Genomic DNA, 15,671 nt, shown 5'->3' on the forward strand with positions numbered 1-15,671 from the left:
GTCGCGGCTGGCTGCATGGTCACCCTGCCCGCCCAGAAAGCAGCCGTGACACACCCAACCACCAAGATCGCTGCAACCACCCAGCGACCTACCCGCGAGCGCTGCAACCTCGCGACCGGTGTCTCCTCAGCCATGGCGGAATCGTACAGTCTGGGCCACCAACGGTGACGCGGATTTCCCTAGGGCTGCCTGAACCAGCGCTAGTTCCGCGCTATTCACCGAATACGACAGAGTTGGGTGGCTGCGGAGGGCACAGGCCCAGTATCTTCTCATCGGAGGATGGATAGCCTTGCCAGTCCCCACCGGAGGCAACGTACGTGGCGCGGCTCGATGGTGGCTCCACGTTCGGATATCCGTTCTTGGCAAGGCACGGGATCAGCCACTCCACGGTGTAGTCGTAGGCCACACCCAACAGGGCCGGGCTTGGTGGGCGCATGGCTCGAGCATCCACCGTGTACTTAGCTTCACATTCGAAGAATGCTTGGTTGTATGCCGACTGTTGCGACGGTGGAACGTGGCCGCTGATGCCTGTGCCGCCGGAGCTGGGAGTTACTGTGAACCCACGCTCGCCCATACATGCGGCATAGACCGCGCCACGTTGGTCCGGATAAATCCATCGAACTAGCGCCGGGGCTGTACTCGGATCGACGCTCAACTCCTTGGCCAACTGTGCCAGATAGCCATCGCGCAGGGTTTTGGCTTCGGTCTCGCTCACGGTCTCATGGGGCAGAGGCTCCTTCGGCCGCCACCCATCATTAGGGCGAGTGCTTGCAGACGGAAATTCCTGCACGGGTGCGCTGGCCTGAGTGCATCCAACGAGGAGGGATACGATCAATGCTCCGGCCGCAGCACGTAATCGTGAGTTGCGGCTCACGCGTGAACGCAATACCCGTTCCACAAATTGATGGAACCGGTTGAGCTTACCGTGACTTTGCCCGACCCCGCCGTGGAGGTCGCATAGATCGTGATTGGCGACGGGTAGCCGTATCCGGAGTTCACTGCACCGGCCGCTTTGACGTCCAGCATGAACGTCCCCCCTACCTTTCCTTCGACAACATGCTGGCTGACGCAGGCGACGTTCTTGCTGTAGGGGCCGTCAGCGCGAGCTGCTGAGGCGGGGGCCAGGGCGAACAGCAACCCGCCTGCGGCAACGGCGGCGATGGTTGAGCGCAACTTCATGATGATCGCCAAATCCTTCGGGAGGTGCGGAAACCATATCCTGCACTCTCCAGCAAGGTCAAGCCGTGAAAGCTGAGCAGCCGGCTATGACACTTTCGCGGTGAAGGTGTTCATCATCATCAGCAGGTGGATACCGCACCCCCTTCGGGGGCGTCGCCCTGCCGGGCAGCCGTGACGGAGGCCCGGCGTCGACGGGGTGCGGTTAGGATTCGACCATGGCCGAGACCCGCAAATTCCAGCCGTCCAGCAGCGCGGTCGGCGACGCCGTGCGCGCTGCGCTGGGGGAGCCGGTCCGTCCGGTGCAGCCGGGTGTTCGCCCGGCCCCGGCGTCCGGAGCGGCGCCCGCAGCGTCCGACACGCCGGACGCCCCGGTCGCGGTCCGCACCTTCACCTTCGGCGTCCAGCGCCAACCGGTGGGGGAGTCGGACGCCGAATAGGCACCTGACTAGGGGCTGACCCGCGGCAACAGCGCGGTCGCCTCGTCCTCGATCTCGTCTTCGGGCGGGGTGGAACTGCCTGGCAGTCGGACGATGAACTCGGCACCGCCCTCGGCGGACCGGCCCGCCTTCACCCAGCCGCCGTGCGCCTTGATGGTCTGCGCCACGATGGACAGGCCGAGCCCCGAACCGGGGGTGTTGCGGGCCGAGGGGGAGCGCCAGAACCGGTCGAAGACGTGCGGGAGCTCGTCGTCGGGGATGCCCGGGCCCTGATCGGAGATCCGCAGCCGGTCGCCCTCCAGCAGGACGTGCACGGTGCCGCCCAACGGCGAGAATTTCACCGCGTTGTCGAGCAGGTTGGTGATCGCCCGCTCCAGCGAATCCGGCTCGCCGACCAGGTAGAGCGGGTTGAGTTCGACGTCGAAGGTGAGGGACGGCCCGCGCCGCTTGGCCCGGGCGATCGCGCTCTGCACCACGTCGCGCAGGTCGATCGGCTCGGGATGCGGTTCCACCACGTCCTCGCGGCTGAGGTGGACCAGGTCGCCGACCAGGGTGGTGAACTCGCCCAGCTGACCGGCGATGTCGCGCAGGATGTCGGAACGCGCACCCTCGGGCAGCATCCGGCTGCGCTCGTCGGCGACCAGCAACTCCACGTTGGTGCGCAGCGAGGTGAGCGGGGTGCGGAGCTCGTGGCCGGCGTCCGCGATCAGCCGGCGCTGCCGCTCCCGGGACAGCTGCAACGAGTTGAGCATGGTGTTGAACGACCGGCCCAGATCGGCCAGTTCGCCGCTGCCCTCGATGGTGATCGGGGTCAGTTCGTTGGTGTCGGTGACGTGCGTGACCGCCTCGGTGAGCCGCCGCATCGGACGGATCGCGGACCGTGCGATCACCACGCCGATGGCGCTGGAGACGCCGACGCCGAGGAAGCCGAAGATGGCCAGCGACCAGCCCAGGGTGGCCAGGATGCTGTTGGTGGCCTCCAGCGGACGCCCCAACACCAGGGCGTACTTCTCGTTCTCGGCGGTCAGCGGCACGGCGACGACCCGGTACGGCTGACCGTTGGACGCCACCACGGTGCGCGCCGACGAGCCCTGCTGCCGTCGGGCGACCGAAAGCTCCTCCACGTTCGGGAGCAGGCTGACCGTGGCCCCGGGCAGATTGCTCACCCGGCTGTCGGCACGGACCAGCATCATGGTCACGTTCGCGGCCTTCAAAGCGTTGGTGTCCAGGCCGCCCATGCCCTGGATGTCGACCGCGACCCAGTTCGCCGTCACCGCGGCCACGTCCACCAGCTCGCTGTCCAGCTGGTTGTAGACGGTGACCCGGGTGATCAACCAGGCGGCCACGCCGGTCAACGCCACCGCGGACGCCACCGCGGCCGCCACCAGGACGGCCAGCCGGTCGCGCAGCGGCCAGTCCCGGACGGCCAGCAGTCGGCTCAGCCGGCCGGTCACGGGGGGGTCTCGCGCAGCACGTACCCGATTCCGCGGACGGTGTGGATCAGCCGGGTCGCCCCTTCACCTTCGGTCTTGCGGCGCAGATAGCCGATGTAGACCTCCAGCGAGTTCGCGGTGGCCGGGAAGTCGAAGCCCCAGACCTCGTTGAGCAGCCAGCCGCGCTCCAGCACCTTGCGCGGGTGTTCCAGGAAGGTCTGCAGCAGGGCGAACTCGGTGCGGGTCAGGCTGATCCGGCGTCCGGCCCGCTGCACCTCGCGGGTCTGCGGGTCGAGCGACAGGTCGGCGAAGGTGAGCACCTCGCTGTCGGCATGGTCCTGCTCGGCCGGCTTCGAGCGCCGGGTGAGCGCGCGCAGCCGCGCCAGCAACTCGTCCAGGGCGAACGGCTTGGCCATGTAGTCGTCGGCGCCGGCGTCCAGGCCGTCCACCCGGTCGTTGACCGCGTCCCGGGCGGTGAGCACCAGGATCGGTACGTCGTTTCCCGTGGAACGCAGCATCCGGGTGGTCTCCAGACCGTCCAGGCGGGGCATCATGACGTCCATGATCACGGCGTCCGGACGCAGCCCGGAGAGCCGGGCCAGTGCCTCCAGCCCGTCCCCGGCGGCGGTCACCTCATAGCCCGAATACTGCAAGGAGCGGGCCAGCGAGTCCCGGACGGCTTGATCGTCGTCGACAACGAGGATGTGCATAGGATCAGCCTGCCACGCCCCGCGCGTCCGGTCGGTGAGACCGGCCGGGAAGGGCCCAGGCACTACCGGCTGGCAAGCTCTCGGACCCGTTCCAGGACGCCCGGCATGGCCGCCTCGATTGCGGCCAGGGTGCCGTTGAAGCCGTCCGCCGAGCCGTACCAGGGGTCGGGGACGCCGGAGCCGGGCACGGCGTCCGGGTCGAAGTCGGTGAGCAGCGCCAGGTTGTCGGCGTCCGGGACGAGCCGGCGCATCCGGGACAGGTGCAGGTCCTCCATGGCGATCACCAGGTCGGCGTCCCGGATCTCGGCGGCGCTGATCTGGTGCGCCCGGTGACCGCCGGTGGTGTAGCCGGCACGGGCCAGGACGCGTTGCGCCCGCGCGTCGATCGGCTCCCCGAGCTCTTCGCTGGAGGTTCCCGCCGAGGTGAACCGCACCCCGGTCAGGCCCTCGCGGTCGGCCCAGCCGCGGGCCACCCGTTCGGCCATCGGCGAGCGGCAGATGTTGCCCCAGCAGACGAAGACGACCTCGACCATGTCAGCGGTTGACCTCGCTGCGCGAGGTGAACGACGAGTTCAGGATGAACGACACGATGGAGACGATCAGTCCGCCCCAGAACGCCGACCAGAACCCGTCCACCTGCCAGCCCAGATGCAACTGCCCGGCGACCCACGAGGTCAGCATCAGCATCAGCGCGTTGATGACCAGCAGGAACAGGCCCAGGGTGATCAGCAGCAGAGGCGCGGACGCGAACGCGAACAGTGGTTTGACCAGGGCATTCACCACGCCGAAGATGACCGCGACGGCGAGGATGCCGAGAAAGACGTCCTGCGGCTCGGTCGCCGTCATGCGAATTCCGGGCACCAGCCAGGTGGCGAACGCCAGAGCCGCGGCACTGAACAGGAAGCGCATGACCATGACTGAATTCTGTCATGGCAGAGTTCTCCTATCGAATCGACCGACAGATGGGCTCATCGTGAACCTGCACCAGCGTCACTTCCTCAAGGAGCTTGACTTCAGCCCGGCCGAGTGGCGGGAGCTGCTCGACCTCTCCGCCGAGGTGAAGAAGGCGCGCCGCACCCGTCGCGAGGTGAAGCGGCTGGACGGGCTGACCATCGCGCTGATCTTCGAGAAGCCCTCCACCCGGACCCGGTCGTCGTTCGAGGTGGCCGCCTACCATCAGGGCGCCAACGTCAGCTACTTCGACGAGACCGGCGCCCACATGGGGCACAAGGAGTCGATCGCCGACACCGCGCGGGTGCTCTCCCGGTTCTACGACGGCATCCAGTACCGCGGTTCGCGGCAGCAGATCGTGGAGACCCTGGCCAAGCACAGCAGCGTGCCGGTGTGGAACGGCCTGACCGACGAGTGGCACCCCACCCAGAGCCTGTGCGACATGTTCACCATGCGCGAGTCGTCCGGGCTGGAGGACCGCGACATCAGCTTCGCCTACGTCGGGGACGCCCGGTTCAACCAGGGCCGGTCGCTGCTGATCGCCGGCGCGATGATGGGCATGGACGTCCGGATCGTCGCCCCCGCGGCGCTGCAGCCCGAACCCGAACTGGTCGCCACCGCGCGCCGGATCGGTGCCGGGACCGGTGCCCGGGTGACCATCACCGAGGACGTGGCGGCGGTCAAGGGCGTCGACTTCGTGCACACCGACATCTGGGTGTCGATGGGTGAGCCCAAGGAGGTCTGGGCCGACCGGATCGAACTGCTCACCCCGTACCGGGTGACCACCGAGCTGCTGGAGCGCACCGAGAACCCGGACGTGAAGTTCATGCACTGCCTGCCCAGCTACCACGACCTGGACACCACGGTCTCGCAGCAGATCCTGGCCGAGACCGGCCGGGAGGTGTTCGAGGTGACCGAGGAGGTCTTCGAGTCGCCGGCGTCCCTGGTCTTCGAGCAGGCCGAGAACCGTTTGCACACCATCAAGGCGATCCTGATCGCGACGCTCGCCGGTCACTGAGCCTCGAACCCCACCCCACCTTTGCCGCGGGAGTCGAGGGCGATCCCGAAAACCCCAGAGTCGATGCCGAAAAAGCAGGTGACACGCCGGTGACGGGCAATCGACTCTGGGCTTTTCGGGAGTTCCCCATCGCACCGGCCCTTCGGTGGCCCTCACGGAGGGCCGTGCGGGGAGGACCTGCGGCGCCCGTCGGGGCCGCGGGGCGGGGTTCAGGCTTCAGCCCGCGGCGGCACCATCCCGGCTCTGGAAGGCGGTCTCCATCGCCTGTGCCGGCCAGTACTGCTTGAGCATTTCCTTGCCGCGGCGCTTGAGCGCGCGACGGTCGACGGATCGTCCGCGGCCGATGACGGGCACCAGCAGGTCGGAGCCGGCGAGCAGCGCGGCCAGGGCTGCGGTGTGTGGATCGGGTTCCACGCCGAACAGGAACACCTCGTCGAGTTGGGTGCGCAGTTCGTTCTCGTGCCGGCCGTCCACGCTGACCCAGCGGGTGGTGGGCACCAGGCCGAGGACCCGGTGCGGCGTCCGGCTGACCAGCTCGGCGCGGGCCAGGCGCTGGTAGACCACGTCCACCAGCTTGCGGCTGAGCCGTTCCACCAGCATGGACGCGAACCACTTGGGCTTCTCGTTGATCACCGTGAGGGCGTCGGCGAGCAGGGGATCGGTCGGCCAGGGCGCGTCCGGAACGCTCACCACCCGGTTCTTCCGGACCGACTCACCCGGCTCGGTGACCCGCACGTTGCCGGCCAGCGCCAGATCGCTGAGCAGTCCTCCGGCGACCAGCAGGTCGGTGTAGCGGCTCTGCTTCTTCCCGGTGTCGTCGTCGGTGGCGAGCAGCAGGACGTCCTCGGCCAGCAGCATGGATCCCCCTTGTCGGCCTCGTCGTGAGGTTGGCGGTGTGCGATTGGATGGCAAAATCATGCCTGGTCGCTGCAACGCCGCACCGCCGCGCCGCGTGTGCAGGGAATGACGCTTGTGCAGGAGGCGCCGGTGACCACGGTTCGGTTCGAGGACTATGTCGCCACCCGGTCGGTGGCGCTGCAGCGCTTCGCCTATCTGGTCGTCCGCAACGCCGAGGACGCCCGCGACCTGGTGCAGGACGCCCTGCTCGGGCTGTACCCGCGCTGGAGTCGGGTGAGTGCCGCCGGCAATGTGGACGCCTACGTCAAACGCAGCATCGTCAACGCCAGCATCAGCCGCTGGCGCCGTACCGGCCGCGAGCAGGTCAGCGACGAACTGCATGCCGTCACCCCCGACCACGCCGGCGAGGTGACGGACGCCGAACTGGCCTGGCAGCTGTGCGAGAGCCTGCCGCCGATGCAGCGGGCGGCGGTCGCGCTGCGCTTCTACGACGACCTGGACTATGCCGAGATCGCCGCCATCCTCGGCTGCCCCGAGACCACCGCCCGCTCCCACGTGCACCGCGCGCTGACCCGGCTGCGCACTCGACTGATCGAGGACTCCGATGACTGAGCCGACCGAACCCACCGTGCCCGACGACCGCGAGGACCGGGCCGAACAGGCCTTCCGCGAGGGGCTGCGGCAGCATGCCGAGGCGCCTCTCTTCCAGCCGCTGCAGCCGCCGCGCCCGGCGCGCGGACGCGTCGCGATGCCACGCTGGCTACCGCTGGTGGCCGCGGTGGCGGTGATCGCGGCGGTAGCGGTTCCCTTCGCCATCGGGCGGTTCGGGGGCGGCGCTTCGACGTCGGCGGTGCCGGGGGCTGCCGCCGAGGGGGCGCCGGACGACACCGCGACGGCAAGCCGGGCACCGACCGTCGCGGCCCGTCCGGGGTGGCGCTGGGAGTCCTACCGGGTGCTCAGCTATCAGGTGCCGGACTACTGGGTTTACGCCTACGCGCCGTCCACCGACTGGTGCTCGGCGCCGCCCCCACAGCCGGTCTCCCGGCCGTTCGTGGCGCTGGCGCCGGAGTTGCGCGCGACGCGGGGCATCTTGTGCCAGCGCAATCTGCCCGAACAGCAACTGCAGATGTTCGTGACCGTGCGCGCGGTGGGCGCCACCGATCGCGGCTGGGACCTGCCGTCGGGCTGGACGGCGACCACCAGCAAGGAGGTGGCCGGCTACCTGGTCGAGGTGGTGCACACCGAGTCGTTCGCCCAGGTCGCCGCCCAGATCGTCGACTCGGTGCGTCCGCTCAGCGGCAGCGATCCCAACGGCTGCCCCGCACAGAGCACGCTCGAGGTCGGGGCGTCGGCAGCCACCGTCGGCCGGAACAACCTCGACCGGGTCTCGCTGTGCCAGTACGACCTGGGCGTCACGCCGGCGCAACTGGTCGCCTCGACGCTGCTCGATCGGGCGCGGGGACGGGATGTGGCCAAGAGCCTGGCGGCCGCGCCGAAGGGTTCCGGGCCGGACGACCGGTCCTGCACCAGCCCGGGTGGCATGGCGGCGCTGGCCCGGCTGTGGCGCGGCAGCGAGGTGACCGACGTGGTGCTGCGGTACTCCGGCTGTCAGGGCAACGGCATCGTCGACGCTTCCGGCAGCCGCCGGCTCACCGAGGATGCCTGCCACGCCGTGTTGCAGGAACCGCTGGTGTTCGTCTCCGGCAACGGCCAGGCCGCGAAGCTGTGCGCGCCGTCGGACGACGTGCCCGGGGCCGTGCCGTCGGTGGCATCCAGCAGCGCGGTGCAGCCCAGTGCCAAGCCCACGCCGTCGAGGTAGGTCCTCGACGGGAGTTCTACGGCGACAAGGTCGCCTGAGGCTCCAGGACGGTCGTAGCGATCGGCCGTGCTCAGAGCACGCCGCAGTCGGCCAACCAGGCCCGGGTGTCGTCGTCGTCCACCCACAGATGAGCCTGCCAGCCGGCGGCTAGGGCGCCGTCCACGTTCTCGGGACGGTCGTCCACGAAGGCGATCGCGGACGGCTCCACGCCCAGGTCGGCGGCGGCGTGGTCGTAGATCTCCCGCCTCGGCTTGGCCGCGCCGATCAGCGCCGACACGTAGACCCGGTCGAAGTGCCGGCGCCAGGGCGCGGCCTCGATGGCGTCCCCCAGCGGCCGGGGCGCGTTGGAGAGCAGGCCGGTGAGGCGTCCGGACGCCTTGGTGTCGGCGATCAGCCGCTCCGCGGAGGGACGGATCCGGGTCCAGATGGTGGCGTCCGTGGTGGCCAGTAATTCCACGTTCTCGGCCGTCGCCGGTAGCCCGAGCCGGGTCAGCAACGGGCCCCAATAGGCGTCGTCGGAGGAGCCCTCGTCGTACTCGCGGCGGCCATGCCAGTAGCCCGCGGCGAAATCCTCGGTCGCGACGCCGAGCAGGCCGGCCGGGTGGGAGTGGATGTCGGGCGGCGAGGAGAGCACCTGGCCCAGGTCGAAGACGACGGCGCGGATCATGAACGCCATCATGACGGCAGTCCCGTCGTCGTGCCTGCCGTCTCTCATCGCCGCGGCCTGAGAACGGGTGTTTCTCCTCAGAACGTGACCACGGCCCGATGCTCGCTGCTGGTGTCCGCCCAGGCGGCGGCGATGTCGTCCAGCGGGTAGCGGACGGCGTCCACCTGAACGGCGCCGGAGGCGATGAGTTCCGCATAGCTCGCCGCAGCCCGGGCCAGTGTGTCGTGGGCGACCGATCCGGCGCCGCTGCCGATCAGGGTCACGGACCGGCTGCGCAGCACCGCCGCCGGCACCGCGGCGGTGGCACCCGCCGCCGCCCCGATCTCCACGTAGCTGACCGGGTGCGCGACGGTGGCGAGTCCGCGCGTGCCCAGGGCGGTCAGGGCCACCTCGGCGACCGGGCCCCACAGGAAGTCCAGCACGAGGTCGGGCTGATACTCCGCGACCGCGTCGCCCAGCGCGTCGGCGTCCAGAGTGACCGTGGCGCAGCCGGCGAGCTCCGCGGTGCGGGCCAGCGCGTCCGGATTGCGGCCGGCGGCGAGCACCTGCGGGACGCCGAGCGCCCGGCAGTTCTGGACGGCCAGGCGTCCGGCGCTGCCGGTGGCGCCGAGGATCAGGACGGACGCCTGCGCGGGCTCCTTCAGGTGGGCGGTGAGCGGCAACCAGGACGCCATTCCCGGGTTCATCCCGGCGGCGAGCGTGGCGGGGTCGGCGTCGTCCGGCACCGGGAGGGTGAGCCGGACGGCGGCCCGCTCGGCGAAGGTGCCATAGGGATCGGCCGTGAAGCCGGTGTAGCAGAGGCTGCCGTCCGACCGGCGGGCGACGGCGTCCACGCCGGGGATCTTCGGCCAGCTGTCGGTCGAGCCGTAGTGCTGCCCGGAGACGAGGCTGCGGACGACCGGGTGGATCCCCGCCGCGACCACCTCGACGAGTTCCGATCCGGGGACGAGTTCGGGCTCGGCGAACGTTCCGGCGACCGGGATGGCGCCGGGAGCGGTGACGACTGCTGCGCGCATGGCAACTCCATTGAACGATGTTAAATGCTGACGTCTCCAGTATCACTTAACATTGTTCAATGATCAAGGCGGGCGGCGTCGGACGCGGGCTGACCCGCGATCAGATCGTGCAGGCGGCGTTCCAGGTGCTCGACGAGCACGGACTCGACGGGCTCACCATGCGCAAGGTGGCGGCGCGGCTCGGCGTCCAGGCAGCGGCGTTGTACTGGCATGTCGCCGACAAGGCCGATCTGCTCGACGAGATGGGGACGAGCATGTGGCGGGCGGCCACGGTGAAGCTGTTCGACGAACCGGAGCACGACCTGGCGTGCGGGCTGGTCGAGGCTGCCCGGACGCTGCGCGCGACCATGCTGGGGCACCGCGACGGCGCCACCGTCTTCGCCGGGCGGAGGCTCACCGACATCAGCCTGATCCAGGTGCAGGAGCGGCCGCTCGCCGCGCTGGTCGCCGCCGGTCGCAGCCTCGAGGAGGTCCTGGACACCTGGCAGATCGTGATGCACTTCACCATCGGCTGGACCGCGGAGGAGCAGGGCGTGCGCCAGGCCCGGGAGGCCGATCCCGCCAGCTACGACCTGGCCGAGCGGGACGCCCGACTCGGCGCCGAGACGCATCCGCTGATGTCGCAGGCGGGCCGGTTGATGTTCGCCGATCCCGAGGCCCGTTTCGAACGGGTGCTGGCGCGGCTGGTCGGCGCGCTGACCGCGTCCGGGAGCCTCGACCGGTAACTATCTGCACCCTCCCGCAGGTGGGAGGGCGCAGATAGTTGGGCAGGGGTTTACCGGTTCGGCGGGCGGCGAGGCCGAGGTCGGTGGGAGCCTCCGGCCACTCGCGCGATGCCGTGGAACAGGGCGGTGTGTCGGAACTGGGTGGCGTGTGGCAGTCTGCTTGTTGCTCGCAGCGACGGACGCCGGCAGCGCGACCCGCGTCCGTGGCCGGGCCACCCACCAGCAGGACGCAGGAAGGCAGCGATGGGCATCGATCGGCTCCGACCGCGGCTGCGGTCGTACCGGGTCCGGGTCGCGGTGATGGTGACCGGCGATGTGGTCGCCCTGGTGGTGCAGATGATCGTGCCGCTGGTGATCGCCGGCGCGATCGACGGTCCGGTGGCCGCCGGGGACGTCGCCGGGCTGTGGCGCAGCGTGTGGATCCTGGTCGGGCTGATGGTGCTGGAGGCGCTGGCGTTCCTGGCCCGCTTCCTGCCGACCCCCGACGGCGCGAATCTGGAGTACGAGCTGCGGACGGACCTGTTCGGCAGGTTGTTGCGGCAGCGGCCGTCCTACCATCACCAGACCGGGACCGGTCACGCGGTCGCCCGGCTGGTGGGCGATGTGGAGCAGATCGGCTTCTGGTACACCCAGACCTCCGCCATGCTGGTGTCCACCGTCGCCAGTCTGGTGGCCGCCACGACGATGATGGTGGCGATTCAGCCGGTCTTGGGCTTGGCCGCGCTGGCCGCGTTGTCGCCGCTGACCTGGGCGATGTGGCGGGCCCGGAACCGGATGCGCCAGGCGCTGGCCGATGCCCGCCGGTGTGCCGGTGATCTTGCCGCGGCGAGTGAGGAGTCCGCGGTCGGGGTGCGGGTGTGGAAGGGGGTCGGCGGCGGTCCGGCCGTCCGAGCCCGGTTCGACCGACTATCCCGGCTCTCCCGTGACGCGCAGATGGTCGTGGTGGACGCCTCGTCGCGCAGTTTCGGGGTCACCCAGGGCTATCCCATGTTGGTGTTGGCCGGGCTGATCGTGGCCGGCATCGCGCTGGTGGCGCACGGTGTGCTCAGCGTCGGTGAACTGGTCGCGTTCGCGGCGTACTTCGGCCGGGTGCAGTTCCCGCTGACCGCGCTCGGATTCAACCTGGCGACGCTTCAGTCGGTGACCGTGGCCGCCGAGCGGCTCGGCGACGCGTTCGACACCGACGAGCGGGTGCGTGGCCCGCAGGAACCGGCGCCGCTGCCGGCCGGGGGCGGCGCGCGGCTCCGCTTCGAGGAGGTGTACTTCAGCTACCCGGACGCCGACGCTCCGGTGCTGGCCGGCATCGACTTGGAGGTGGGGGCCGGCGAGACGGTGGCGTTGGTGGGCGCGACCGGGTCGGGCAAGAGCACGCTGGCCTCGCTGGTGAACCGGCTGGCCGACCCGACCTCCGGCCGGGTGTTGATCGACGGTCACGATGTGCGCGATCTCGACCCGGACGAGTTGCGCGGGCAGGTCGGCGTGGCGTTCGAAGAGGCCGTGTTGTTCTCGCACCGCGTCGCCGACAATCTGCGGGCCGGACGTCCTGGTGTCACCGCGGATCGGATGGCCGAGGCGATCGACGTGGTGCAGGCCCGGTTCGTCGACGACCTGCCGGACGGCCCCGACACCGTCGTCGGCGAGCGCGGGCTGACGCTGTCCGGTGGGCAGCGGCAACGGCTCGCGCTGGGCCGGGCGCTGTTGGGACGTCCCCGCGTCCTGATTCTGGACGACCCCACCTCGGCGCTGGACGTGCGCACCGAGGCGGCGCTGCTCGGACGGTTGCGCGAGGTCGTCGCCGGCACCACCACCCTGTTGATCGCCCGGCGTCCGACCACGGCGATGCTGGCCGATCGGGTCGCGGTGCTGCAGGACGGACGGGTGGTCGCCGTCGGCAGCCACCAGGAACTGCTGAACAGCAGCGCCGAGTATCGCCGCGTGATGATCGCCGACGATCAGTCCGCCGTGGACAACCCGTCTCCTTCCGACGGCCGACCACCCTCCGGCGACCAGCCCCTCTTCGGCGACCAGCCCCTCTCCGACGATCAACCCCCCTCCGACGATCAACCCAGCGCGGAGGAGCCCGGATGAGTGGCATGGTGACCAGAGGTCCGGTGCGGCTGATGGTGGAGTTGGCCCGGCCGTACCGGGGCCGGCTGGCGCTGCTGCTGACCGTGTCGGTCGTGGTGGTGGCGTTGCAGTTGATCGGGCCGCGCCTGGTCGCGTTCGGCATCGAGGCGGCGGTCGAGCCCACCCGCCGCGGCGACTACGGTCCGCTGATCTGGATCGCTGTGGTGTTGGTGGTCGCGGGCGCGCTGACCTGGCTGCTCACCGTCGTGGCGCGCCGCGGCATCGGCCGGATCGGCGAGATGGTCACCTACGACCTGCGCCGCGAGGTGGATGCCGCCTTCGCCCGGCTGCCGATCGCCTACCACGAGCGGTGGTCGACGGGCGTCATCGTCTCCCGGCTGACCGCCGATGTGGACACGGTCAGCACCGTGTTCGCGATGGTGCTGTCGGGGCTGCTGACCGCCGCGCTGATGGTCGTCGGCGTCCTGGTCGCGATGCTGCTGCTGGACGTCGTGGTCGCGGGCACGGTGCTCGCCGCGTTGCTGCCAGTGGTGGTGCTGATCGTCTGGCGGGTGCGCCGGATGGCTCCGGCCAGGATCGCCCAGCGGGACGCCATCGCCCAGGTCACCGCTCGCGCGGTCGAGCCGCTCGGTGCTGTCGCCGTGGTGCAGTCGCTGGGCGCCGAGTCGCTGCACAGCGACGAGTTCGATCGCAGTGCTGCCGAGCTGCGGCAATTGTCCCGCCGGCTCACCGCCACGATGAGCACCTACTACGCGTCCATGGCGGCCGGGATCGCGCTGGCCACCATGGCCACCCTGACCGTCGGCGGGCTCCGGGTGATGGCCGGTGTCATGCCGCTGGGAGCGCTGGCCGCCTTCATCCTCTACGTCGGCATGCTGTTCAGCGCCGTCCAATCGACCGCCAACGTGATGGATCAGTCGCTGACGGCGTTCGCGGGGGCCCGGAAGATCACCGAGTTCCTGGCCGCCGAGCCGAGCGTGCCGGAGCCGGCGGATCCGGTGTCGTTGGCGCGTCCGGTGCGTGGGGAGATCCGGTTCGACTCGGTGAGTTTCGGGTACCGCGACGAATCCCGCGAGATCACCGGCCTCGACCTGACGCTGCGGGCCGGCCAGGTGGTGGCGATGCTGGGGTCGACCGGCGCCGGCAAGTCGACCATCGCGAAGCTGATCGCCCGGTTCTACGACCCGACGTCCGGACGCATCCTGCTGGACGGCGTCGACCTCAAGGACATCGTCGAGGCCGAACTGCGCTCCACGGTGGTGCTGCTCACCCAGGAGATGTTCCTGTTCTCCGGCACCATCGCCGACAATCTGCGGTTGAGCAGGCCGGACGCCACCGATGCTCAGGTCGCCGAGGCGGCGATGGCGGTCGGGGCGCACCACTTCATCGCGGCGCTGCCGGAGGGATACGACACCGACGTCCGGCACCGTGGCACCCGGCTGTCGGCCGGCCAGCGGCAACTGCTCGCCTTCGCCCGGGCGTTCCTCGCCGATCCTGCGGTGATCATCCTGGACGAGGCGACCGCGTCGCTGGACATTCCCACCGAACGTGCCCTGCACCATGCGCTGCGCACGCTGCTCGCCGGACGCACCGCGCTGATCATCGCGCACCGGCTGTCCACCCTGGACATCACCGACCGGGTCCTCGTCGTCGAGGACGGCCGAGTGGTCGACGACGGGACCCCCGCCGAACTGCTGGCCAAGGGCTCGGGGGCTTTCGCCGCGCTGTATCGGGACGCCCACGGTTCGTAGTGACGGCTCCTGGACCTCGGCTGGGATGATGGGCCGATGGAGACCTGGATCGGCGGTACCGAGGATCGTCCGGCCCGGTTCTTCTCCGGCCCGGACGCCTTCGACGCCTGGCTCGCGGAGTACCACGACCGCGAGACCGAACTCTGGATCGGGTTGTTCAAGAAGCACGCCGCGCACCGCGGGCTGACCTGGCCGGACGCCGTGCCGGTGGCATTGTGCTGGGGCTGGATCGACTCCTCGATGCACCGGCTGGACGACGACACGGTCCGGCAGCGTTGGACGCCGCGCAAGCCGGGCAGCAATTGGAGCCAGGTGAACATCGCCCTGGTCGGCGAGCTGACGGCCGCCGGGAAGATGCGGCCGTCGGGCGTTGCGGCGTTCGAGCGCCGGCGTCCCGATCAGGTCCCGTACAGCTACGAACGCGGCGGTGAGCTGGCCCTGCCGGACGACTACGAGGCAGCCCTGCGGGCCGATCCGGCGGCGGTGGCGTTCTTCTACGGACGCGCGACCGCGTCCTACCGGCGGGTCTGCGTGGGCTGGGTGATGCAGGCGAAGACCGAAGCCACCCGGCAGAAGCGGCTTGCCGAGCTGATCGCCGATTCGGCTGCCGGACGCCTGATCAGGACGCAGCGCTACGGCACCATCCCGAAGTGGGCGCTGCCGGACTGACTCCGACCCGTCGTCTTTCCGTCACCCGCCGTCTTTCGATCGTCCTTCGTATTCCGTCACCCTTTGTCATCCCGGCGAATGTCGGGGTATTCCCGCACCCGATCGCCGATCGAGACCCCGGGGCATGCCCGGGATGGCAAACTCCTTCGTCATTCCGGCACCCCTCGTCATTCCGGCACCTTTCGTCATCCCGGCGCACGCCGGGATCTCCCTGCACCCGATCGCTAGGGCCTGTTATGTAAGTCGTTTGAGCCAGTCGTTGATGACGGCGAGGTGGATGGTGGCGGTGTAGCGGACGGCGAGTTTGTCGTAGCGGGTGGCGAAGGCTCGGTGGTGTTTGAGCTTGTTGA

17 protein-coding genes are annotated in these 15,671 nt (G+C 69.8%); 8 read left to right on the plus strand and 9 right to left on the minus strand.

Annotated features, from left to right (window positions below):
* Nucleotides 1-211 precede the first annotated feature (211 nt).
* Both QM582_RS10605 and QM582_RS10610 read right to left on the minus strand, forming a co-directional pair.
* Nucleotides 212-715, minus strand: coding sequence for a hypothetical protein (locus QM582_RS10605; protein ID WP_415084225.1), 504 nt, complete (start codon nucleotides 713-715; stop codon nucleotides 212-214).
* 155 nt (nucleotides 716-870) lie between these two features.
* Nucleotides 871-1,191, minus strand: a complete 321-nt coding sequence (locus QM582_RS10610; RefSeq protein ID WP_415084227.1) for a hypothetical protein — start codon at nucleotides 1,189-1,191, stop codon at nucleotides 871-873.
* Nucleotides 1,192-1,394: 203 nt separating this feature from the next.
* Here QM582_RS10610 and QM582_RS10615 point away from each other — a divergent pair, with 203 nt between their 5' ends.
* Nucleotides 1,395-1,616: a hypothetical protein gene (locus QM582_RS10615; RefSeq protein ID WP_415084228.1), complete on the plus strand. Its 222-nt coding sequence runs from the start codon at nucleotides 1,395-1,397 to the stop codon at nucleotides 1,614-1,616.
* 8 nt (nucleotides 1,617-1,624) lie between these two features.
* On the opposite strand, the gene QM582_RS10620 is transcribed toward QM582_RS10615, so the two are convergent.
* The 4 genes from QM582_RS10620 to QM582_RS10635 all read right to left on the minus strand — a co-directional run bounded on the left by QM582_RS10620 (nucleotide 1,625) and on the right by QM582_RS10635 (nucleotide 4,674).
* Nucleotides 1,625-3,070 (minus strand): sensor histidine kinase, encoded by a 1,446-nt coding sequence (locus QM582_RS10620; RefSeq protein ID WP_415084230.1) that lies wholly within the window; start codon nucleotides 3,068-3,070, stop codon nucleotides 1,625-1,627.
* Nucleotides 3,067-3,759: a response regulator transcription factor gene (locus QM582_RS10625; RefSeq protein WP_415084232.1), complete on the minus strand. Its 693-nt coding sequence runs from the start codon at nucleotides 3,757-3,759 to the stop codon at nucleotides 3,067-3,069. The genes QM582_RS10620 and QM582_RS10625 overlap by 4 nt, the downstream gene beginning before the upstream one ends.
* A gap of 62 nt (nucleotides 3,760-3,821) precedes the next feature.
* On the minus strand, nucleotides 3,822-4,292 hold the full coding sequence (locus QM582_RS10630; protein ID WP_415084234.1) for a low molecular weight protein-tyrosine-phosphatase: 471 nt from the start codon (nucleotides 4,290-4,292) through the stop codon (nucleotides 3,822-3,824).
* Between the two features lies 1 nt (nucleotide 4,293).
* Nucleotides 4,294-4,674, minus strand: coding sequence for a phage holin family protein (locus QM582_RS10635; RefSeq protein WP_415084235.1), 381 nt, complete (start codon nucleotides 4,672-4,674; stop codon nucleotides 4,294-4,296).
* 58 nt (nucleotides 4,675-4,732) lie between these two features.
* Between QM582_RS10635 and argF the strand changes: the two genes are divergently transcribed.
* Nucleotides 4,733-5,728, plus strand: coding sequence for an ornithine carbamoyltransferase (argF, locus tag QM582_RS10640; protein WP_415084237.1), 996 nt, complete (start codon nucleotides 4,733-4,735; stop codon nucleotides 5,726-5,728).
* A gap of 216 nt (nucleotides 5,729-5,944) precedes the next feature.
* On the opposite strand, the gene QM582_RS10645 is transcribed toward argF, so the two are convergent.
* Complete coding sequence (locus QM582_RS10645) at nucleotides 5,945-6,586, minus strand: GOLPH3/VPS74 family protein (protein WP_415084239.1); 642 nt, start codon at nucleotides 6,584-6,586, stop codon at nucleotides 5,945-5,947.
* Between the two features lie 129 nt (nucleotides 6,587-6,715).
* Here QM582_RS10645 and QM582_RS10650 point away from each other — a divergent pair, with 129 nt between their 5' ends.
* Nucleotides 6,716-7,198 (plus strand): RNA polymerase sigma factor, encoded by a 483-nt coding sequence (locus QM582_RS10650; protein WP_415084241.1) that lies wholly within the window; start codon nucleotides 6,716-6,718, stop codon nucleotides 7,196-7,198.
* Nucleotides 7,191-8,405 carry a hypothetical protein gene (locus tag QM582_RS10655; RefSeq protein ID WP_415084242.1) on the plus strand — a complete coding sequence of 405 codons (1,215 nt, stop codon included), beginning with the start codon at nucleotides 7,191-7,193 and terminating at the stop codon, nucleotides 8,403-8,405. Before QM582_RS10650 ends, QM582_RS10655 begins: the two co-directional genes overlap by 8 nt.
* 70 nt (nucleotides 8,406-8,475) lie before the next feature.
* On the opposite strand, the gene QM582_RS10660 is transcribed toward QM582_RS10655, so the two are convergent.
* Complete coding sequence (locus QM582_RS10660; protein ID WP_415084244.1) at nucleotides 8,476-9,072, minus strand: HAD family hydrolase; 597 nt, start codon at nucleotides 9,070-9,072, stop codon at nucleotides 8,476-8,478.
* A 77-nt stretch (nucleotides 9,073-9,149) separates the two neighbouring features.
* The gene (locus QM582_RS10665) at nucleotides 9,150-10,088 is read right to left on the minus strand and encodes a zinc-binding alcohol dehydrogenase family protein (protein ID WP_415084245.1); all 939 of its coding nucleotides are present in this window, start codon (nucleotides 10,086-10,088) and stop codon (nucleotides 9,150-9,152) included.
* Between the two features lie 59 nt (nucleotides 10,089-10,147).
* On the opposite strand from QM582_RS10665, the gene QM582_RS10670 reads away from it, so the two are divergent.
* The 4 genes from QM582_RS10670 to QM582_RS10685 all read left to right on the plus strand — a co-directional run bounded on the left by QM582_RS10670 (nucleotide 10,148) and on the right by QM582_RS10685 (nucleotide 15,321).
* Nucleotides 10,148-10,813, plus strand: coding sequence for a TetR/AcrR family transcriptional regulator C-terminal domain-containing protein (locus QM582_RS10670; protein WP_415084247.1), 666 nt, complete (start codon nucleotides 10,148-10,150; stop codon nucleotides 10,811-10,813).
* Between the two features lie 243 nt (nucleotides 10,814-11,056).
* Entirely contained in the window at nucleotides 11,057-12,901 is a 1,845-nt protein-coding gene (locus QM582_RS10675) for an ABC transporter ATP-binding protein (RefSeq protein ID WP_415084249.1), read from the plus strand.
* Entirely contained in the window at nucleotides 12,898-14,652 is a 1,755-nt protein-coding gene (locus tag QM582_RS10680) for an ABC transporter ATP-binding protein (RefSeq protein WP_415084251.1), read from the plus strand. Before QM582_RS10675 ends, QM582_RS10680 begins: the two co-directional genes overlap by 4 nt.
* A gap of 36 nt (nucleotides 14,653-14,688) precedes the next feature.
* Complete coding sequence (locus QM582_RS10685) at nucleotides 14,689-15,321, plus strand: YdeI/OmpD-associated family protein (RefSeq protein WP_415084252.1); 633 nt, start codon at nucleotides 14,689-14,691, stop codon at nucleotides 15,319-15,321.
* The last annotated feature ends 350 nt before the right edge of the window (nucleotides 15,322-15,671 follow it).

Source organism: Micropruina sp. (assembly GCF_047607385.1).
Classification (GTDB): domain Bacteria; phylum Actinomycetota; class Actinomycetes; order Propionibacteriales; family Propionibacteriaceae; genus Micropruina.